This is a genomic window from Halomonas sp. G15 (genome assembly GCF_021282295.1).
Taxonomy (GTDB): Bacteria; Pseudomonadota; Gammaproteobacteria; order Pseudomonadales; family Halomonadaceae; genus Halomonas; species Halomonas alimentaria.
In genome coordinates this window covers 102,789-121,290 of the sequence record NZ_JAJSPA010000003.1, presented here as the reverse complement: position 1 = coordinate 121,290, position 18,502 = coordinate 102,789, and the positions used below count along the sequence as shown (strand labels likewise).

The window sequence follows — 18,502 nt, the reverse complement described above, 5'->3', positions numbered from 1 at the left end:
GCGCCGGTGGGTGTCGATTCAGCGCTCGATGTCGGAGCGCAGCGGCGCGTCCGCGAACAGGGTCTTCCAGCGACGCGGTGTCAACTCGTCGACCCGTGAGGCGGGATGAAGCGCCACGCGCTGGAGGACATCGACCAGATAGGTGTAGGGGTCGACGCCCTGCAGCCGGCAGGTGGTCAGCAGGCTCTGCACGATGCCGACGTGCTCGGCGCCGACCTCGCTCCAACAGAACATCCAGTTTTTCTTACCCATGGGAATGCAGCGCAGGCCACGCTCCAGGTGGTTGGTGTCGATCGGCACGTCGGGATCGGACAGAAACACCTCCAGGCTGCGCTGTCGCTTCAGCGCGTACTCCACGGCTTGGCGCAACGGGTGGCGAGGTTCCAGATCGTCCCGTTGGAGCTGGTGGTCACACCATCGCCAGAAGTCGCGCACCTGGGGCTCGCTGTAGGTGGTGCGTGCCTTGAGCTTGTCGGGTCCTTCGCGGCCTTTCTCACGGATCCAGGTCTCGGTCTTGTAGAGCCCAGCGATACGCAGCAGGCCGTCCTCGACCGCGTCATCGGTTCCCTGTGTCTTCTCGAAGTGGCGACGGGTGTGCGCCCAGCATTCGGCGTGGGTCACTCCCGGACGCTTTTCGGCATAGCGGGCGTAGGAGGCGTTGCCGTCGGTCAGCAGCACGCCGTTGAAGTGGTCGCCCAGCACCGTGTCGATGTGGGCCTTGGCGCGCGACGGGGAAAAGGTGAAGCTGATCTCGTCGTGGTCGCCGTACAGCGGCCAGAACCACGCCTCCTTCATCTTGCCCTTGGCCTTGCGGCCCGCCTTGATCGGCGTCTCGTCCATGGCCAGCACCTGGCTTTGCAGCACGTGCTCCAGCTGGGCCAAGTGGATCGGCGACAACAACGCCGCGGCTCGCGCCACCTGCTGAGTCAGCGTGGTGCGACTGAGCTGGATGCCGGCCTGCTGCAGGCGCTGATGCTGGCGATAGAGCGGCAGGTGGTAGCAGAATTTGTCGACCAGCAGACCCGCGATGAAGCTGACATCGGCCAGCGAGCCGTCGAACAGCGTGGCCGGTGCCGGCATCGCCTGAGGAGCGGCCTCCTTGCTGACCTTGAACACCGGGCAGCGGTACTCCAGCACCTCGAAGCTGGCCCGGCGCTGCGCCAGGCGGAAGGTGCTGCGCGTGGCGATCACATCGATGTCATCCTGCGTCACGCCCTCGGGTAGCTCGGGCGCCACCTCGATGACCTTGACCGGCACCGAGGCATCGAAGCGCAGTCCGGCGTCGTTGACGGCTCCCTCGCGCGTCTTGCGCGGCGATGTCTTGGCGGCCGGGGTGTCGTCGTCAGACGTGGGCGGTGGCGGAGCTGGCAGGTCCTGCAAGCTGCCGAGCAGGCTTTGCTGCACGGCCGGATCGATCGCCAGCAGGCGCTCCGACTTGCGACCGAACAGCTGCCGCTTGAACCAGTCGAGCTGCCGTTGGAGCGACGCATTCTCTTCCCTGAGGACCGAGTTTTCGGCCAGGGATTGCTGGTATTTCTGTTCCAGAGAAAGCGCCGTCACGAGGTGATAATTCCTGATGAATCAGGCCATTATTTTACCATGCCATCAGGCCGCTGACACCTTGGGATGCCACCGCTTACGGCGTTTCGTGACCACCAGATCGAGCCCCTCGATCAGCGCTTCGAACTCGGCGTGGCTGAGCGTGATCGCCTGGCCTGCGGGGGCCGACAAGGCGGCGAATCGCCCGCGCTCCAGGCGCTTGCTCCACACGCAGTAGCCACCGGCCTGGAAGTACAGGCACTTGAGCTGGGTGCGCCGTCGGTTGATGAAGATGAAACCATGCCCGCTCAGCGGATTCTGGCCCAGCTGTCGGCGTACCAGGGCGGCCAGCCCATCATACGAACAGCGCATGTCGGTGGGCTGGGTGCACAGCCAGAGCGTGATCGGCGGGCGCATCATGCCCCCCGGCGAAAGCGCAGGCAGACACCATCACCCAGGTCGAGCTCGATCTCCCAGCCGCGAGGCTCGTCCTCGATGGCATCCTCCTCCGGCACCGAGACCGGCGCGAAGAGCGCCGACCTGGTAGCGGAAGTGGGAGGCGTCACTGGCGTTCCTGAAGCCAGCCGGCGTTTCCAGTGCTGGAACGAACTCTTGGACAGGCCCTTCTGTTCACAGAACACTTGCTGAGACTGACCGCTGCGGGACTGCTCGTCAATCCAGGCCTGCCATTGCGAGGCAGGATAGCGAGAGTGACGTCGCTTCGACATGGGAAGTGATTCTCCGTCGGTGAATGACGGGATCAGCGTAGGAGATCAGGCCACCTCGGGATACGACGCGCCAGAACGGCCGCTTACGCACGTCATTCTCGGCCAACAGGCGACCGCCACCAAATCGAACGAAAAGACCGCCATTCCGGACCTGCTGGCCACCCTGGCGCTGGAAGGTTGCATTGTCACCATTGACGCCATGGGCACCCAGCCTTCGATTGCCCAGGCGATCCGCGACCGTCGGGCCGACTATGTACTGGCCATCAAGGAGAACCAACCCCAGCTCAAGGAGGCGATCGACGATTTCTTTGACCAGTTTTGCGCCGCGCCGGCAGCGCAGACACCGCATCAGGTCAAGAAGGAGGTCAGCAAGGCGCATGGCCGCCTGGAGACACGACGCTGCTACGTGTTCGATGCACTGGACTGCCTGCCGAAGCCGACTCGCTGGCCGGACCTGCGCTGCTTCGCCGTCATCGAGTCAACACGCGAAAGCCAAGGCAAGACGGAACATGAGCGCCGTTACTACCTCAGCAGTCTGGTGCCGAATGCCGACCAGTTGGCCAAGGCGGTTCGACAGCACTGGCGCATCGAGAATCAGGTGCACTGGTGTCTGGACGTGACCTTTGCCGATGACCAGATGCGGGCACGAACGGCGCACGCTGGGCATAACCTGGCCATTCTCAAGCGGTTGACGCTCAACCTGATTCGCCTGGATCCCAAGCCTCGCAAGGGGAGCTTCAAGACCAAGCGAATCCTTGCGGCCACCTCAGATGAATATCGCGCTCACTTACTGGGCTTGGAATGAGAGGCTTTCTTCATGTGCGATTGCCCTGTGCTGATGTGCCATTGTCGAAAAATGAAGATTCGACATATGGTATGGTCAAGCGGATGGGTGAGCTTTATGAATTTTCCAGGAAAGTGCTCTCTAAAGTTCTAGGGGATATGCATGGTCTGAGTAAAACCTGATTCCGTGAAGCCAGCGCCGACACTTCCCCTATCACCGCCAGCGAGCATTTTCTGACCGCCGATTCCGTCTCAACCGCTGAACGCATACCGGGGAGGACCAACCATGGCGACGCTGACCGACGAGAGCAGCCCATTTTGACAGGCATTTCTACCCGCCGGACACGCTGATACTGGCTGCCGATGACCGTCAGCTCTCTGCGTGGTGCCTTTGTCCGACAGACGATCAGCATGGCGTGCCTCGGGGATAGCGCAGGCGGCTTCGCAAGGTGTTCAACACCGTCATGCGTCCGATGTCCTGCCCGAAGTCGAGGATGATCTGCCGCGCCTTTTGAACCACGAGCGCCGCACGATGCACCAGCTCTTGTAGCACGGTGCGGATCCGGCGCCGCTTGGCGGGATGGCGCACCGGGCTCAGCTCGCCGGTCATGCCCAGCTGCCCCATCAGCCGCAGGATGTTGTAGGCCAGCTGGGCGAGATGCAGGATCAGATCGTTGGTGGCGAACTTGCCCGACGGCAGCCGCTCCAGGTCGAGATCGGTCTTGATCTCACTGTGGAATTGCTCGTGGGTGGCATGCGCCTGGTAGCGTTGGATCACCGCCTCCGGCGCCTCGTCCAGGCTGGTCCACCAGCCTTCCAACTCGTAGTCCGGTTCGAGCAGCAACTGGCCATCGCGATCGGCGGTGCGCTCTACCAGGCGCATCACGCGTTGGACGACGTATTCGGTCTTGTTGTCGTCGTGGATCGAGACGGTCTGCGTCCACAGCGCCTGGCGCTTGCCAGGACGCAGCTCTTCCCAGTAGTCCGCCGCCACAGCCAACCAGGTATCCTGATCCGCCGTGGCCGAGCCGCGCGGGTTCCATTTGACGACATAGTCGAGCCGGCGCCCCTCGTCGGCAAAGACCTGGCGCTGCTGTTCGAGAAGCGCCAGGTGCGCCTGGCTGTCGAAGCCGCTGTCCTCGCGTAACAGGATCGGTTGCTTGGTCAGGCCTTGGGCGCGGTAGTTGTCAAGGAATCTGTCGCCTCTGAGGTCTTTTAGGCCACCTGTTTTTCCGGTTCAGCGACGGTGACCTGTAGTTCCCGTTCTGGGTTGAGTGACACGGTACCTATCGGCGTCCAGTTGCGGGTCTTGCCGCTCCAGCGTGCGGGGTTCGCCGCACGTGCTGCCTGATTGATGGCGTGACGCTTGGCCAGTACGTCGGTATCCCCGCCAGCATGGCGCTGTGCCGGCGTCACCAGGCGAATCCCGCTGTGGCGGTGTTCGTGGTTGTACCACTGCACGAACCCGGCCACCCACTCACGGGCATCGTCGACCGTGGCAAACCCGTCGACGGGGTAGCAGGGCCGGTACTTGCAGGTCCGGAACAGCGCCTCCGAGTAAGGGTTGTCGTTACTGACACGCGGCCGGCTGAAGGACGGCGTTATACCGAGGTCATGCAGCTTCTCAAGCAGCGTGGCGCCCTTGAAGGGGCTGCCGTTGTCCGCATGCAACACCAGCGGCTGATCGATAATCTGCTCGGCCAGCACCGCCCGCTCCAGCACGGTGCGGGAGTTATGGGCCGACTCAGCCAGGAACACCTCCCAGCCGGTGATCTTGCGGCTGAAGATGTCGATCATCATCACCAGGTAGTAGTACTGCCCCTTGATCGGACCACCCATCCAGGTCGCATCCCACGAGCACACCTGGTTCGGCGCAGTCGCCTGGTAGGTCGTGGGCTTGGCGCGGCGCTGAGGCGCTTTGGCACGGCCACGATGCACCACTTGCCGATGCTTGTGCAGGACGCGGTAGAACGACGAGGGAGAGGCCACGTAGCGCTGCTCCTCGTCGAACAGACGCACCACGATCTGCTCTGGCGGCAAGCTCGCGTACTCGGGGCGGTGGCACACGTCGAGGATCTCCTGCTCTTCGGCCGGTGTCAGCGCGTTAGCCGGCACCGGCCGGTCAACCAAAGGGCGCTGGTCCTCGCGTAGCTCGCCGTCGCGCGTCCAGCGCTGGTACGTTCGGGCGGTGATGCCCAACTCGCGACAGGCGGCCTCCAAGCGGGCCCCCTGGGCCCGAGCGTCTTCGATCAGCGCGATAGCGCGTTGGCGATCTGGGGTGCTGATCATTCGTCCTCGTCCCCCCAGATCGCCCTCGCCTTTTTTCGCAGGGCCAGTAACGCTGCGGTTTCCGCCAAGGCCTCGTTCTTGCGCGCAAGCTCCTTCTCCAGCGCTTTGATGCGCTTGCGCTGCTGCTTGGCCTCGTCGGCCTCACGCTGGCGTTCCGAGTGCGAGAGACTAGCGGCCTGCTCACAGTCATGCCGCCAGCGCTCCAGCTGTTCGGGATAGATCCCCCGACGGCGGCAGTATTCCGCGGTTTCCTGGGCGTTCATCGAGGCGGTTTCGATCACGGCGCTGAACTTGTCCTTGGACGACCAGCCATCGGCGCCCTTGCCCAGGGCATCCGGCAGGCAACGCCCCTCGGCACGGGCTTCCTTACGCCACTTGTAGACGGTGCCCAGTGAGATCCCTTCCTGCTCCGCGATCACCTGCGGAGAGAGGTTGTGGGGAGGCAGCAGCTTGGTGACCACGGCTGGCCGGCGCTCCTCGGAGTAACGAGGCATGAGTGTCTCCTTTCGCCCCCTGATCGGTTTATAAGAACAGGGTATCAGAGGGTGCGACACTCATCCTGACACTGGGGGGGCGCGAGGCAGTACCCGCTCCAGGAAGGCGTTGCTCTCCTTCATGGTGTGCTGCTTGCCAGGCCGCAGTTCCAGACCCAGGCACCATCCTTCGTTGCCCAGATAGGCGGCGATCGGGGTGTAGCCATCGACCTTCTGGTAGGTCCGCGAGACGCCTTCCTTCTTCGAGTTGCTGTTGTCCATGACGAAGGTGTCGATGTCCAGGCAGACGTGCGTCGTCTCGGCGGTGATCGGTGCTTCGATCAGTGACAGCAGGGTCGTGGACCAGGTGGCGGTGCGCGCCTGCAGGTCGTTGGCGGCAAGTTTCTCCAGCCGCTGTCGCAGCGTCGCCGTGCTCGGCACCTTTTGCAGGGTCAGCAGCTGTTGGAAGGGCTTGTCGCGGCGGAAGTTTTCGATGGCGTCATAGTCGCTCATGCCCAGACACAGCAGGCCCAGGTAGCTCTTGATCACGTCACTGGTGCGCATGCCCAGCGTGGTGGGGAAGCGGCTGTCGATGCTGTCGACGCCAGCGATCTCGAAGCATTGCCCGATGATGGACAGCCCGGCGTGGCTGGTGAGGGTGCGGCGACTGGCGCGGAACTTGACGTTGGGCATGGCACTGTCTGGGTGAATGGCGATATTCGCTATATTGCCATGCAGTTCAGTAGGTTAGAAGCATTCCTGGGGGCCGGTCTCACGGATTCAGGTATAACGGTGTGGATTTTGCCTTATCTACTGATCCGGAGCACAAGGGTAAAATAGTCATATTTGAACTCAATCCAGCCATGCGTAACTGGGTGGCTCAGCTGCCGGATGGCAATCATGTGCAACAGGCATGGCACACAATTACTGAGGCAGCCCATAGGCTGTTCTGTGACAAAGCTAAGGTTGAACCATGGAAGTTTAACCTTCCTAAAGGTTTGCCGCCCCAGCTCAAGAATGATGACATTCTTACCCTTCGGTTACACATTCAAGGAAAAGTCCAAGACGTTGGTTATCGCCGCTGGTTTGCGACCCAGCTTGAAGATCGTGCTATTCCCGGCTGGGTACGCAACCTTCCTGATGGCAGTGTTGAGGCTGTGATTCATGGCAGGTTGGCTGACTTGCAGCCATTATGCGATGAAGTCCCTAAAGGCCCTGAAGCGGCAAATGTCACCGGCTTGAATGTTACTCAATGGGATGGTGAGATCCCTGAAGATGTACAGGTCATGGAGGCTGTTAACTGATAGTTGTCCGGTGTGGGAAGCAGGGAGGGTGCAAACACTCTCCCGTGTGACTACATATGACTGACCAGATCGATGCCCGTGAGTTGAAACGTGACATCCTGCCCAAGCTCAAGGCCACCCGCCATCTGGTCGAGAACACGCTGACGGCGCGAATCGAACGCTGTCAGGACGAAGCGGAACGCCGGCGCTTGACGACGGTACGACAAAAGTTCGAGTGGAAGTGATGATGATCAACATGAGTCTTGAACATCTGCTCAAGCGTTATTCCGATCAGCTCGAAGCGGCAGCCCAAGGACTTGGTCACTTCTCTAGCCCGGATGTTGCATCGGGTTGGTCAGCAGCACCCAGATGCCAAGTTTGGTGGCGATGATGCCGCCCAGAGCTGGAAGTTGGCTATATATTGATCAATTTCCTGAGCTCAAGGCGCATTTCCCCCTACCCCCATGTGTTTTCTGTGCCGGGGACAGCACGCCGCGGCGCTATCCCGGCACCAGCTTGCTGGCCAGCTTCAGGAAGAGGTCCTGCTCCGGGTACTGGCTGCTCAACATCAGCCGAATCGTGCGCGTGTTGCGGGTGATGACAGCGCCGATCTTCAGCAGCTTCAGGCGGAGGGTGTTGACCTGGGCCTGGGCGAAGGCGGTGCGCTTGAGGTAGATCCGGCGTAGCCGCTCCAGCAGCAGGTAGGCCAACCCCGACAGCAGCAGTCGGTACTGGTTGGGCCACCATTCGTGGCAGCTGGTGCGGTCGGAGAACAGGAACTGCTGCTCCTTGATACGGTTCTCCATCTCGCCTCGGGCACAGTAGCGGTGGTCATAGAGCCACTCGGCGCTGCAGCCGCGCAGGCTGGTGACCACATAGCGGGTGTTGAAGCCACGCCGGCTGGTCTCGGACTTGACGATGACCTTGCGTCGACGCTCCTTCCAGCTCTTGGCAGCGTACTCGATGAAGCCGAAGACACGCTCCTTCTCCCAACTCTTCTCGAAGCGGATAGCCGACGTGTAGTCGATGTCCAGAGCCAGCTTGGCCAAGCGCTTGTTGCCGGCGAGGCCGATGATGTAATCGACGCCGTGGCGGTCACACCAGTTGAGGATCAGTGGACGGCAGAAGCCGCTGTCGCCTCGGAAGACGATCTTCACCTCAGGCCACGCCTGGCGCAGCCGCCGAACCAACAGGGCGAGGATGGCACCGGCGTGGTGAGCGGCATCCAGCGAGGCCGGACGCAGATAGCTGACCAGCAGCTGGTCGCCACAGAATACGAACAGCGGCAGGAAGATGTAGTGGTTGTAGTAGCCGTTGAAGTGCCGCCCGAGCTGCTGGCCATGCACCCGATCGTCGGTGGCATCGAAGTCGAGGTAGAGCGGTTTCTTGGGTGGCCGCCGGAACGAGCGGATGAACTGCTCGATCATCTCTTCGTGGATGGTGATCGCCCAGTCCCGGTCGGCTTGCTGCTCGAAGCGGCACAAGGTGGACTGGCTGGCCAGCACGCCATCGGTATCGACGGCGGTCTGCAGGGCGATGTCGTGACGCAGGGCCTGGTGGTCATTGAGATCCTCATAGCCCAGCGCCAGGCCGAACACGCGCTGCCGGACCAGGGTTTCGGTGCGATGCAGACAGCGTTGAGGGTCGCGCTCGTCGCTGAGCCGGCGAGCGACGGCGCGGGTCAGGCCCATCTCGCGATCGAGCTGCCGCAGCAGCAGGATACCGCCGTCGGAAGTGACATCACCGCCATCGAAACGGGCGATGACTTGACGGCCTTTGCAGCGTGGAAAGGAAGCGGACGGCGTGGTACATTTTGTCATGGCGGCTGAGGCGGTTGATTCTGGTGTAGGAGCTTGAATCATAACCGATTTTCAGCCGCCTTTTTCATGTCTGATGCAATATCCAGGCTAGCCCACTGCTGGAACTCGACCAGTCTGAATCCGTCGCCATAGAAAGCGCCAAGAAGCTCTATCACCGCGCGCATAAACTGCAGACGGAGTGAGCGAATGACTGAAGACGAGCACCAGCAGGTGATCGATGAATTGCAACAGGTGATCGGCGAGACACAGGAAACGATCCACCGCTTCGAGCAAACGGGCATGGAGACCGAGATGCCGGAGGATTACGACCAGCTGCTGGCCATTCTGGATGACGCCGTGACCCAGCAGCGGGCGCATACGCTGGCGATGTTGACTTTATCGGACATTGCATTAGAAAAAACGACTTAATCCATTGCTTTCTCGTCTTGTTTGACTTATCAATTAGCCTGCTTGGTTTCGTCCTGAGGCCTTGCGAGGCCCAAGGTGCCTTCCGAAAAGACACGAAAATCGTTGACGAGAGCCCAATGTATACCATGACGACGTTGCTGCTGGTCGCCATCATCGCGATGTGGATCAGCCTCAATTGCGGCCTGGTGCTGGTTTACCTGTTATGGAGCGGGCAATCCCCGTGGCAGCAGCGCGGTGTGGTGAAAAGCCGCCGGGCGAGCTTACCCGCCGGCGCCGGCACCGTTGCGAAAGAAACTTCAATGGCCCCGGTACTGGTGGATGAAAAAACGGGAGCCTGGGGACTTGTCGTGGTGTTCGATAGCCCCTCGGCAGGGCTGAACCTGAACATCGGCAACGTGCTGGCGGCGGCGGGAGGCGTGTTCGAGAGCGAGACTCGCTCGTTCACCATCGCGGGGGTCTCGCCGCGCAACCCGATTCTTGTCGCCAATGCCTATCCCCCAGCGACCCTGCCCTCGTTCAATGACAACAGTGGCCAGTGGCCGATTAAGGGCCTTAGCATCCGCATTATGAAGGAACGCCGCTCCTCTTCACCCAACAAGCTGCAGCTCGTGCGCCTGGTGGCGCTTGCCAAGGATCTGGCGCGGCTTGGGGCTAACGTGGTCGACGCGCAGAACCAGCCGATTACCGAAGCGGGGTTTCAGGCCGTCATCGATGGCAAGGCGAGGTTCTGAGCCGGGGCGGTCTGGTCGCTGGCGCTCCGTGCGATGACACCCTATTGATGCCCAGTCAGGCGTGGCGTTATCACTCAGGTGATTTGATCCAGCTGCGGGCGCATACGCTGGCGATGCTGGACGCCTGACCTCTCCCTGAGCCTTCGACCATCGTCACCTTCCACAAGGCGCAATTCGCTTTATTCCGTGTATCCGAATGTGTAAAATTGTAGTCGGTTCAAAGGGAGCTTGAACTCGCCGCCTGGCCTTTCTCTGGCCATCTATTCCATGGCGAGCCCTCCAGAAACACGCAACGAATATCGGGGGTCGTCGGCCCCTCCCGGTAGCTAAAAGAACGAGGCCGGCATCTGGAAACAAAGGGAACTGAAACGCATGAAATTCGTCACCGTCTCCGCCGCCGCGCTGGCCGGCAGCCTGATACTCCTGGGCGCGACCACCGCTTCTGCTGCCACCCAGGGCGACATCAACCCCTGGCAGCACTGCGGCATCGGCGCGGCCATCTTCGACGAGAACGGCACTGCCGCCGCCATCTCCAACGTGATCTGGGACCTGGGCACCACCGCCGTGACCTCCGCCACCGTCTCCCCCGAGACCTGCAGCAGCAAGGAAGTCGAGGTCGCCCAGTTCGTCGACCAGACCTACGACCAGCTGGCCATGGAAACCGCCATGGGCGAGGGCGAGCACCTCACCGCAGCACTCGGCCTGATGAACTGCGGCGCCGAGGCCCGCCAGGGCGTGGTCAGCCAGCTGCGTGCCGACCTGCAGGAAGCCAGCGCCGTCGCTGGTTACGCCGACCAGGCGCACGCCGACAAGGCCTACGGCTTCTACACCAGCCTGAACCAGGCCGCCGTGGACTGCAGCGCTAGCTAAGCGCTTGCCCAGGCAACTCTGTTAGCGTTTCGCGGGGTCGGGCATCGCCCGACCCCGCGTCGATAGACAGGCCTTTCCCCGACTTCCCGCAAGGACCCCGTTATGCGACGCCACCTGGTGACGCTGCTGGCCCTGCTGTGCCTGAACGCCGCCGGCGCCCAGGCCGCCGAGCGCGCGCTTCATGACCACCCCCAGTGGCAGTCGCTGCTGCACTTCGACCGCGACGGCATGTTCCGCGAGGCGCGCAGCGCCGTGCTGAGCGAGGCCTTCTTCCTGGCCGATAACGGTGCCTTCGACCCCGCCGCCGAGCTCCAGGCCACCCTGGCTGCCCTGCGTCAGGCTCCCCGCGAGGGCGAGCCCCATGCCCGCTGTCGTTTCCCCGCCCGTGCGCTGTGGCTCAACCGCATGACCGGCGAGACCTGGCACGTGGCCGAGTGCCCGGAGTGGGACGCGTGGCGCGATCAGCACGCCGGCGCCGAGGCAGGGCTGATGTTTGCCTCGGGGTATCTCGGCAACCCTGCCTCCTTCTTCGGCCACCTGATGCTGCACCTGGAGCCGCCCGAGGACGGGGAGGGCGAGTCACTCACCCGGCTGCTGGACACCAGCCTCAACTTCGGCGCCGACGTGCCCGAGGAGGATGGCCTGATCCCCTACATGGCCAAGGGTGTGTTTGGTGGCTACGAGGCGCGCTACTCCCGCGCCCCCTTCTATCGCAACACCGCGCTCTACTCAGAGCGCGAGATGCGCGACCTGTGGCACTACCGCCTGGCCCTGCCCGAGGCCGATCGCGAGCTGTTGGTGGCCCACCTCTACGAGGTGATCGGCCAGGACTTCGACTACCTCTTCCTCACCGAGAACTGCGCCTCGCGCATCGCCCGCACCCTGGAGCTGGTGGTGGAGGAGGACCTCACCCCCGGCAGCGCCCCCTGGGTGGCTCCGGAGGATCTGGTGCGCGCCATCGGCGAGGCCGAGGTCGACGGCCGCCCGCTGCTGGAGAAGACACGCCACGTGCCCTCGCGGCGGCTGCAGACCGAGTGGCGCTACCTGGCGCTGGCGCCCGGGGAGCAGGCCGCCGCCCGGGCGGTATGGCCGGAGGTCGAGCGCCTGAAGCTCGAGGCGCCGGCGTTCCAGGCGCTCACGCCCGAGCGTCGCGCCCCGGTGCTGGATACCCTGTTGGGTCACGCCGCCTTCCTCGAGCAGACCGGTGACGAGCCGGGGCTGGCCGAGATCGAGCGCCGCCTGCTGCAGGCCCGCCTGGTGCTGCCGGCGGGCAGCGAGCCACTGGCCCCCGGCGAGCAGGTGCCGCTGCATGAGGCCACGCCGCCGGCGCGAGTCAGTGTGGCGGGTCTCTACAACGACGAACTGGGCGGCGGCGCCCGCCTGACCCTGCGCCCGCTGCAGTACGACCTGCTCGACGCCAACGCCACCCGCATGCCCAATGCCGCGCTGGAGATCGGTCGCACCGAGCTTGACCTCACCGACGAGGGCCCGCGTCTGCGGCGTCTCGAGTTTTTCCATGTCACCAACCTGCACGCGCGCAGCGTGCCGCTGCCGGCGCTGCCCGATGTGGCCTGGCACGCCTCCGCCGGCATCGAGCGCGGCCGGCTGAATTGCCAACGTTGCCTGGAGGGCCATGCCACCCTGCTGGCCGGCAAGTCGCAGCGGCTGGGCCGCCACCTGCCGTTCGCCATGATCGGCGGCCGGCTGCGCAGCGAGCGGCACCAGGCCGGCCCCGTCGCGCCCATGGCGCAACTCGGCGTGCTCAGCCACTGGAGCGCCCGGCAGCGCAGCCTGGTGCAGGTCTCGCATGTGGATGCGCTGAAGGGCGAGCCGGGCCGCCGTACACGCTGGCAGTTCCAGCACCGCCTGGCACTTGGCAAGGCCCTAGACCTGCGCGCCGGCGTGGAGGGCGATGACCACGCCCACGAGGTGAGCCTGGGGATGTCGTGGTACTTCTGAGAAATCTCAGCGCGAGACGCCGCGGGCCCGCTTGCCGCGCAGCAGGGCGCGGTCTCGCGGTTGATAGATAGATGTGACGCCGCTGGGCGATCCATTCATTGGGCATGGCGCTCGAGTTCGTGCAGGGCGGCGCGAGCGAGAAATCCCGAGCGGCTCTTGAATTCGGCGTGTCGCTCGACCGCGGTGTCGATGCGTTTGATCAGCAGGTCGGGCAGGGTGACGTTGACCTTATGGCTCTTTCCCAGATAGGGGGTCATGTCGATCTCGACGGCGGCCCATACCCAGCCGGCATAGTCGGGATTTGCCAGCTGACGTTCGATGGCGCTGGCCGTCGGAATCGGATCTCCATGCTCGGCAAGGCTTTCAAGATGCCCCTCGATGGCCTCGCGGGCATTGATGATGGCCTCGTCAAAGGTGTCCCCGGCAGAGAAGCAACCCGGGAGGTCAGGCACCGCCACGCCGTAAGCGTGCTGCTCGTCGCCGACTTCAATGGCAATGGGGTAATGCATGTTGTGTCTCCTGTGGTGAGCCGGCGTGATCGGCCTCACCTGAGGCCAGCCTGCTTTCTTATTCCCTGTACCAAGCCTTTCTTTAGGTCCTTCTTCGGGTGCGGCACGGTGATTGTTCCGTTTTTGGTTGGGTGCCTGAAGTGATGGTGACTGCCTTTTATTCGATCCAGAGTCCAGCCGTCCGCCTCGAGTTCCTTGATCAGCTCGCTGCTCTTCACGTCAGGCTCCGTTCGTTTATGGGGTTATAGTAACCCTTGGGTAGTGGTTGGTCAAAATAGATAACCCCAATAACTCCGTCATGAGGCAGTGCCTCAGCGCGAGACGCCACGTGCCCGCTTGCCACGCAGCAGGGCGCAGTCGGCGCTCTCCACCAGCGAGGCGAAGTCATCGTGGGGGGTGAATTCGGCGATGCCGAGGCCCAGGGTGCAGCCGCAGTGCTGGGCCACCGACGCGCGCAGGCGCTCGGCGAGGCGCTTGGCATCTTCCGCCCGGGTGTCGGGCAGCACGGCCACGAACTCGTCGCCGCCGAAGCGGCCCAGCAGGTCGCTCTCGCGCAGGGTCTCGGTCAGGGTCTTGGCCACCTCGCGCAGGATGGCATCGCCGGCCAGATGGCCTTGGGAGTCGTTGATCGCCTTGAAGCCGTCGATATCGAGGATCAGCAGCGCCAGAGGGGCGTGCTGTCGACGGGCGCGCTGCATGGCGTGCTCGGTCAGGGCGGTCAGCTGGCGACGGTTGGGGATGCCGGTGAGTTCGTCGCGGCTGGCCAAATCCTCGAGCCGGGCGTTGGTCGCCCGAAGCTCGGCGGTGCGCTCCTCCACCAGTGCCTCGAGGCGGGCGTTCTGTTCCTCCAGAGCCTGGCGCGCCAGGCGCAGCTCGGTGACGTTCTGGGAGATGCCGAAGAGGTGGGTGATGTTGCCCTCGTCGTCGTGTAGCGGCACCAGCAGGGTCAGCCAGTGCAGGAGAACGTCGTTCTCCTTGTGGAAGTGGCCGGTCTCCTCGTAGCGGATCGGGTGGTTGCAGGCCAGGCAGTCGCGGTAGTGGCCGGTAACGCTGCGCGCCTGCTCGGGGTCGGGGAGCAGTTCCTCCATGGTCAGCCCCACGCAGGCGTAGCCGATGGTGGCCTGCTGGGCGGGGTTGACCGCCTCCACCACGAAGCGCTGCGGCGACTCCACGCGAATCAGGAACATGTGTTCGGGGAAGTGCTCCCAGATCTCCTGGAGCAGGGCGCGATCCTGACGCTGGCTGAGCAGGGCGTGAAAGGTCGAGACGGAAGGCTGGAGAGGCATGGCGACGCCGCAGGTGAGGGGCACTGCGGCCAGAGTAGTGTGGCGGCTCGGGTGTCGCAAGAGGGCGACGCTGGTGCGGCCATGCCTACTGCCTTAGTCAGTGAGAATAGTGTCTGGTCCCGCAGCTGCTTACACAGCCAACCGTCATTGGCACTCGGCTTCCCACTCGCCGAGAATATCCATGCGGATCGGTGCGTCGGGGCCATTGTGGTGACGAAATTCGTCGATGCGCTTCTCTACACAGGCTTGGATCGGATCGGCAGACATGCCGATGCCAGCTTCACATTCTTCTTCCCACTCTCCCAGGATATCCATCCGGATGGGGGCGTCAGGGCCTTCGAGTTGATGGAAGGTCTGGATGCGTTCATCGACGCAGGCCTGGACATTTGCAGGGCCAGCATGGGCGATGCTGGTCGCCAGCAGGCAGAGCAGGACGATAGCGATTCGTTTCATTGTTGATCTCTCCTGAGGGCAGGCGCATGACCACTGGCCATACGCCTGCGATCGGCGATGTCAGAACATCCAGGTGGTGGGGGCCGGGTGGGCCTGCTGAGCGGAAAGTGCTTTCCAGCCCTTGACCATGCGGATGACCAGCCAAACGATCCAGGCCAGCCAGACCAGCACGCCGATCAGTACCATCGAGAGCAGACTGGCGACGAGGATCCACAGGCAGCCCATCCAGAAGGTTCGGATCTGGAACTGATAGTGGCTGCGCAACCACTCGGGAGCGTCACTGCGGTTGACGTAGGCGATGACGACACCGATCACCGCGGTGATGCCGGTCAGTAACCCGGCGAGGTAGAGGATATAGACGGCCTTGGCCATGCCATCGGAGGTGTTGGCCGGTGCGGTAGTGCTGTTATCCATGCTCATTTTCCCTTGTATGTAATTCTGCTTGGCTGCTTGGCTGCTTGAGGTGCCCAGGGGCACGAGGTGGTTCGTTTTAGTCAGGCGTTCTTGTCCCGGGAAAGACGCTCCACGTTGAGCGCGATCGACAGGATGATGATCAGGCTCTCTTTCATCAGTGACATGGTAATGACCGAGAAGTAGGTCAGGATCAGGGCGCCGACCATGGAGGTGAGCCCGGTGAAGAAGGTGCCGTAGTAACCGAAGGCGACGGTGAAGAACGTCATTACGCTCAAGATGATGCCAATAAACCAGGAGAGGAAGATCATTCCGTCCCAGGCGGCACGCAGCCAGTCAAACACCGGAAATTCCGAACGAGAAGAAGCGATCACTTCGGCCTCATCACGGTGACGCATGTCGGCAAGGCGCAGCGCGGCCCCCTTCCAGATACTCCACGGAATGGTGAAGAAGCGGACCACACAGACAATCAGCGCACTGATTACGGCAGGTAGCAGGGCAGAAGAGACTTGGTTGCTAGGTTGAGACATGTCCGTTCCTTGAATCGTAGGGTTGGTGTTTGCTGTAGTGTGGTTGAGAAAGGTGGGGCACTCTATCTATGCGGAATACCCCACCGAGGCTTGAGCGCCCCGCCCTATGGGAAGGGGAACTCAAAGACTTGACGGGGAGATGGGGCGTTGACCGTTCCCGTCTGTGTTTCTGTATTACCATTTACGCTGATGGATAACTCGAAGGGGATCGGCTCACGTACCTCATTGCAGCGCGAATACAGAGAGACAGTGGCCGTATACACGCCTTCAGGATTGTTGCCAGAATCCCAGAAGATATTCTCAACGGGGTTCCGGAAGCTGGTTTGGCAGCTGGCGTTGGAATCCACATCGAGCTGTCCACCGGAGGGCGTGGAGGGGCTGCTGAAATACGCCGTGTCTCCGTTGGGATCGGTAACGGCCAGATCCAGGTCAGCGCTGCCTTCCCATCGCAGGGTGACCTGAATATCTCCGGTACCCAGCACAGGCTCCTCAATCGTGCGAGCAGGATCGGCTTCCTGCGCCACCGGGGGCACGACGGGATCCTGGCTTTTCAGCCAGGGCAGAGGGAGCCGCTCCCAATGCTGGAACAGCCACCACAGGCCAAGCAGCACCAGTGCTAGCAGTAACGGCAGGGTGACCGGCACCAGCCAGTGCCTGCGCGGTTTGCTCACAGGAGCCACTGGCATGGCGGAGGCTGCGGGTCCGGTCACTGGCGATGCTGCCGAAGCCGCCACCGGGACCGTAGGCACCCAGCGAATCAGCAGCGGTTCACCGCCTACCGAATAGAGGCTATCTGGCGCCGCCGACGTGGGAAGCTGCCGCAGCTCTGACACTGCTGGGTCACCACGCCGCTCCAGCTCGGCAATCAGATTACCCAGCGCCGCCAGGCGCTGGGCAAGCCGCTCCTGCAGGGCTTTCTGCTCTGCAGGCGTCAGCTCTTCAAGACGACGCGGCTGACCGGGGAGCTCCGTCCACCACTCCAGGTTGCCGGTGCGGCCCTGGCGTGCCACGGCAAACAGGTTGCCGATGCTCGGAGGGCAGTAGCGGTGGACCAACTCTTGTCGTCGCCCGGGTTGCTGCGGGTCGACAAGAGTATGGTCGTCATCACGCAGAATGCGCTGCATGGTCGCCCTCCCTGGCGTGGTCGTGGCTGGCCGAGATCACGGGGTGTAGCCCAGGCTCTGCTGCAGGCGGTTGACCTGTTGCTGCAACGACTCCAGCCGCGCCTGACGTTCTTCCAGGGTCTCTGACTCGGGGCTCGGCGCGTCGGCATCCGGTCCTGTCTGGCTTGCCAGTGCGTTGAGCTGATGCTGAAGCCCGAGCTGGTCCTGGCTACGGTCCTGCAGCTTGGCCACCAGGGCCTGGAGGTCGCGCTCCAGTTCATGATGCTGGGCATTGGTGACCCGCAGTTCGTTGCGTGTGGCACGCTGTTGCTCGGCGATCTGGCGGTCGATAGCGCGGAACAGGGCGTTTTCCTCCCGGTCGAGCCGAACCTGCTGCTCGCCAGCATCGATACGGGCCCGATAGCCGCCACCAGTGTCACAGGAGAACTTGGTCATCAGGCTAGCGTCCCGGTTGGAGGGGTCGCAGGCTTCCGGTGTGGTGGCGCAACCGCTCAGCAGCACGAGGCCGCCCAGGGCAAGAAGGACACGAAGGGGCATGCTGGTCTCCTCAACCCAGGGTGATGGCGGAACGCATGTTGTAGAGGTCATCGACTTCCTGCTGCAGGGCGAGAACCTGCTTGTTCATGACCTCGATTTCCTGCTCGACCTTGGCGATTTCCTGGGGGCTCGCTTCCTGGCGCTCCAGCTCGGCGACCTCTTCATACTCGGTCACGGTGCGCTGCATGTTGCCGAGGTCGCGACGCAGGATGCTGATGTTGTTGTCGATGGCAGCGAGCTCGCGCTCCGCCTCGGCCTGATCGACGCGCTGCTCGGCCATCTCCTGCTCCAGGCGTTCAATACGTGCGCGGTCATCGGCCATGACCTGACGCGCCGTCTCGGTACGTGCCACTACCTTCTGCGTATCTTCCTGGATGTCCTGGCTCATCACCTCGAGGCGCTCGGTGGTGGAGGCATACTCTTCGCGACGCTGGTCAAGGTAATAGTTGGCACCCATGGCGACCCCACAGGCGGTCAGGCCGGCAGATATCATGCAAGACGCCTTCTGGTTACCGCTCAGCAAGCATCCCGCCACGCCAACGGCGGCACCGGCGGCGCAGGCCTGATAGCCCGATTTGCTGAAGAACCTGGCGTCGTTGCCCTGGGTCAGTCGCGAGTCGGCGTTCTGGTCGGCGCCCAGCATGCTGCTGCCGGTGCTGGCACAGCCGGTGAGGAACAGCGCGCTGGCAACGGCGGAACCGATCAGCAGCTTCTTGAAGGTGGAGGGGACAGTCAGTGTCATGGTGGTTTCCCTTGCGTATTGAGGTTA

The 18,502-nt window shown here is 63.0% G+C and carries 20 protein-coding genes and 3 pseudogenes; 7 read left to right on the top strand and 16 right to left on the bottom strand.

What is annotated here, in order from left to right:
* Nucleotides 1–18 precede the first annotated feature (18 nt).
* Genes tnpC through tnpA form a run of 3 tightly spaced genes read right to left on the bottom strand, consistent with a single transcriptional unit; the run spans nt 19 to nt 2,267 of the window.
* The gene (gene tnpC, locus LWH48_RS03205; RefSeq protein WP_232911240.1) at nt 19–1,560 is read right to left on the bottom strand and encodes an IS66 family transposase; all 1,542 of its coding nucleotides are present in this window, start codon (nt 1,558–1,560) and stop codon (nt 19–21) included.
* A 45-nt stretch (nt 1,561–1,605) separates the two neighbouring features.
* Nucleotides 1,606–1,956, bottom strand: a complete 351-nt coding sequence (gene tnpB / locus LWH48_RS03200) for an IS66 family insertion sequence element accessory protein TnpB (protein WP_169958680.1) — start codon at nt 1,954–1,956, stop codon at nt 1,606–1,608.
* Nucleotides 1,956–2,267: an IS66 family insertion sequence element accessory protein TnpA gene (gene tnpA, locus LWH48_RS03195; protein ID WP_232911239.1), complete on the bottom strand. Its 312-nt coding sequence runs from the start codon at nt 2,265–2,267 to the stop codon at nt 1,956–1,958. The genes tnpB and tnpA overlap by 1 nt, the downstream gene beginning before the upstream one ends.
* 91 nt (nt 2,268–2,358) lie before the next feature.
* Here tnpA and LWH48_RS03190 point away from each other — a divergent pair.
* Nucleotides 2,359–3,072 (top strand): annotated as a pseudogene (locus LWH48_RS03190) (ISAs1 family transposase); the annotation flags it as partial.
* A gap of 384 nt (nt 3,073–3,456) precedes the next feature.
* Here LWH48_RS03190 and LWH48_RS03185 read toward each other — a convergent pair.
* The 3 genes and pseudogenes from LWH48_RS03185 to LWH48_RS03175 form a co-directional block, all read right to left on the bottom strand.
* Nucleotides 3,457–4,233, bottom strand: a pseudogene (locus tag LWH48_RS03185) (transposase); the annotation flags it as partial.
* A 32-nt stretch (nt 4,234–4,265) separates the two neighbouring features.
* A protein-coding gene (locus LWH48_RS03180; protein WP_232911238.1) for an IS3 family transposase occupies nt 4,266–5,833 on the bottom strand; the annotation gives its coding sequence in 2 pieces (ribosomal slippage) (nt 4,266–5,368 and nt 5,368–5,833; 1,569 coding nt in all).
* A 78-nt stretch (nt 5,834–5,911) separates the two neighbouring features.
* Nucleotides 5,912–6,505: pseudogene (locus LWH48_RS03175) on the bottom strand (transposase); the annotation flags it as partial.
* Between the two features lie 101 nt (nt 6,506–6,606).
* On the opposite strand from LWH48_RS03175, the gene LWH48_RS03170 reads away from it, so the two are divergent.
* Complete coding sequence (locus LWH48_RS03170) at nt 6,607–7,116, top strand: acylphosphatase (RefSeq protein WP_232911236.1); 510 nt, start codon at nt 6,607–6,609, stop codon at nt 7,114–7,116.
* Between the two features lie 56 nt (nt 7,117–7,172).
* Nucleotides 7,173–7,340, top strand: coding sequence for a hypothetical protein (locus LWH48_RS03165; protein WP_232911235.1), 168 nt, complete (start codon nt 7,173–7,175; stop codon nt 7,338–7,340).
* Between the two features lie 255 nt (nt 7,341–7,595).
* Here LWH48_RS03165 and LWH48_RS03160 read toward each other — a convergent pair whose 3' ends face one another.
* Complete coding sequence (locus LWH48_RS03160; protein ID WP_232911234.1) at nt 7,596–8,915, bottom strand: IS1380 family transposase; 1,320 nt, start codon at nt 8,913–8,915, stop codon at nt 7,596–7,598.
* Nucleotides 8,916–9,101: 186 nt separating this feature from the next.
* Between LWH48_RS03160 and LWH48_RS03155 the strand changes: the two genes are divergently transcribed.
* The 4 genes from LWH48_RS03155 (at nt 9,102) to LWH48_RS03140 (ending at nt 12,883) form a co-directional block, all read left to right on the top strand.
* A complete protein-coding gene (locus LWH48_RS03155; RefSeq protein ID WP_232911233.1) occupies nt 9,102–9,323 on the top strand; it encodes a hypothetical protein in 222 nt (73 codons plus the stop codon).
* A gap of 116 nt (nt 9,324–9,439) precedes the next feature.
* Nucleotides 9,440–10,054, top strand: coding sequence for a cell division protein ZipA C-terminal FtsZ-binding domain-containing protein (locus LWH48_RS03150; RefSeq protein ID WP_232911232.1), 615 nt, complete (start codon nt 9,440–9,442; stop codon nt 10,052–10,054).
* A gap of 372 nt (nt 10,055–10,426) precedes the next feature.
* Nucleotides 10,427–10,924, top strand: coding sequence for a DUF3015 family protein (locus tag LWH48_RS03145; protein WP_232911231.1), 498 nt, complete (start codon nt 10,427–10,429; stop codon nt 10,922–10,924).
* Between the two features lie 102 nt (nt 10,925–11,026).
* On the top strand, nt 11,027–12,883 hold the full coding sequence (locus tag LWH48_RS03140; protein WP_232911230.1) for an Lnb N-terminal periplasmic domain-containing protein: 1,857 nt from the start codon (nt 11,027–11,029) through the stop codon (nt 12,881–12,883).
* Between the two features lie 95 nt (nt 12,884–12,978).
* On the opposite strand, the gene LWH48_RS03135 is transcribed toward LWH48_RS03140, so the two are convergent.
* The 9 genes from LWH48_RS03135 to LWH48_RS03095 all read right to left on the bottom strand — a co-directional run bounded on the left by LWH48_RS03135 (nt 12,979) and on the right by LWH48_RS03095 (nt 18,475).
* Nucleotides 12,979–13,392 (bottom strand): type II toxin-antitoxin system HicB family antitoxin, encoded by a 414-nt coding sequence (locus LWH48_RS03135; RefSeq protein ID WP_232911229.1) that lies wholly within the window; start codon nt 13,390–13,392, stop codon nt 12,979–12,981.
* A 35-nt stretch (nt 13,393–13,427) separates the two neighbouring features.
* Nucleotides 13,428–13,610, bottom strand: coding sequence for a type II toxin-antitoxin system HicA family toxin (locus tag LWH48_RS03130; protein WP_232911228.1), 183 nt, complete (start codon nt 13,608–13,610; stop codon nt 13,428–13,430).
* 93 nt (nt 13,611–13,703) lie between these two features.
* Entirely contained in the window at nt 13,704–14,678 is a 975-nt protein-coding gene (locus LWH48_RS03125) for a sensor domain-containing diguanylate cyclase (RefSeq protein WP_232911227.1), read from the bottom strand.
* Nucleotides 14,679–14,822: 144 nt separating this feature from the next.
* Nucleotides 14,823–15,131: a hypothetical protein gene (locus tag LWH48_RS03120; RefSeq protein WP_232911226.1), complete on the bottom strand. Its 309-nt coding sequence runs from the start codon at nt 15,129–15,131 to the stop codon at nt 14,823–14,825.
* Between the two features lie 60 nt (nt 15,132–15,191).
* Entirely contained in the window at nt 15,192–15,545 is a 354-nt protein-coding gene (locus LWH48_RS03115; protein ID WP_232911225.1) for a DUF4870 family protein, read from the bottom strand.
* Between the two features lie 80 nt (nt 15,546–15,625).
* A complete protein-coding gene (locus tag LWH48_RS03110) occupies nt 15,626–16,072 on the bottom strand; it encodes a hypothetical protein (RefSeq protein ID WP_232911224.1) in 447 nt (148 codons plus the stop codon).
* 104 nt (nt 16,073–16,176) lie between these two features.
* Nucleotides 16,177–17,196: a YfaP family protein gene (locus LWH48_RS03105; protein WP_232911223.1), complete on the bottom strand. Its 1,020-nt coding sequence runs from the start codon at nt 17,194–17,196 to the stop codon at nt 16,177–16,179.
* 36 nt (nt 17,197–17,232) lie between these two features.
* Nucleotides 17,233–17,733, bottom strand: a complete 501-nt coding sequence (locus LWH48_RS03100; protein WP_232911222.1) for a hypothetical protein — start codon at nt 17,731–17,733, stop codon at nt 17,233–17,235.
* Nucleotides 17,734–17,743: 10 nt separating this feature from the next.
* On the bottom strand, nt 17,744–18,475 hold the full coding sequence (locus LWH48_RS03095; protein ID WP_232911221.1) for a hypothetical protein: 732 nt from the start codon (nt 18,473–18,475) through the stop codon (nt 17,744–17,746).
* Between the last annotated feature and the right edge of the window lie 27 nt (nt 18,476–18,502).

Coding starts and splice junctions, on each gene's coding strand:
- tnpA (WP_232911239.1), bottom strand. CDS start 2,267: ATGTCGAAGCGACGTCACTCTCGCTATCCTGCCTCGCAATGGCAGGCC.
- LWH48_RS03150 (WP_232911232.1), top strand. CDS start 9,440: ATGTATACCATGACGACGTTGCTGCTGGTCGCCATCATCGCGATGTGG.
- LWH48_RS03160 (WP_232911234.1), bottom strand. CDS start 8,915: ATGACAAAATGTACCACGCCGTCCGCTTCCTTTCCACGCTGCAAAGGC.
- LWH48_RS03095 (WP_232911221.1), bottom strand. CDS start 18,475: ATGACACTGACTGTCCCCTCCACCTTCAAGAAGCTGCTGATCGGTTCC.
- LWH48_RS03135 (WP_232911229.1), bottom strand. CDS start 13,392: ATGCATTACCCCATTGCCATTGAAGTCGGCGACGAGCAGCACGCTTAC.
- LWH48_RS03100 (WP_232911222.1), bottom strand. CDS start 17,733: ATGCCCCTTCGTGTCCTTCTTGCCCTGGGCGGCCTCGTGCTGCTGAGC.
- LWH48_RS03165 (WP_232911235.1), top strand. CDS start 7,173: ATGACTGACCAGATCGATGCCCGTGAGTTGAAACGTGACATCCTGCCC.
- LWH48_RS03125 (WP_232911227.1), bottom strand. CDS start 14,678: ATGCCTCTCCAGCCTTCCGTCTCGACCTTTCACGCCCTGCTCAGCCAG.
- LWH48_RS03120 (WP_232911226.1), bottom strand. CDS start 15,131: ATGAAACGAATCGCTATCGTCCTGCTCTGCCTGCTGGCGACCAGCATC.
- LWH48_RS03155 (WP_232911233.1), top strand. CDS start 9,102: ATGACTGAAGACGAGCACCAGCAGGTGATCGATGAATTGCAACAGGTG.
- LWH48_RS03145 (WP_232911231.1), top strand. CDS start 10,427: ATGAAATTCGTCACCGTCTCCGCCGCCGCGCTGGCCGGCAGCCTGATA.
- LWH48_RS03110 (WP_232911224.1), bottom strand. CDS start 16,072: ATGTCTCAACCTAGCAACCAAGTCTCTTCTGCCCTGCTACCTGCCGTA.
- tnpB (WP_169958680.1), bottom strand. CDS start 1,956: ATGCGCCCGCCGATCACGCTCTGGCTGTGCACCCAGCCCACCGACATG.
- LWH48_RS03105 (WP_232911223.1), bottom strand. CDS start 17,196: ATGCAGCGCATTCTGCGTGATGACGACCATACTCTTGTCGACCCGCAG.
- LWH48_RS03115 (WP_232911225.1), bottom strand. CDS start 15,545: ATGGATAACAGCACTACCGCACCGGCCAACACCTCCGATGGCATGGCC.
- LWH48_RS03140 (WP_232911230.1), top strand. CDS start 11,027: ATGCGACGCCACCTGGTGACGCTGCTGGCCCTGCTGTGCCTGAACGCC.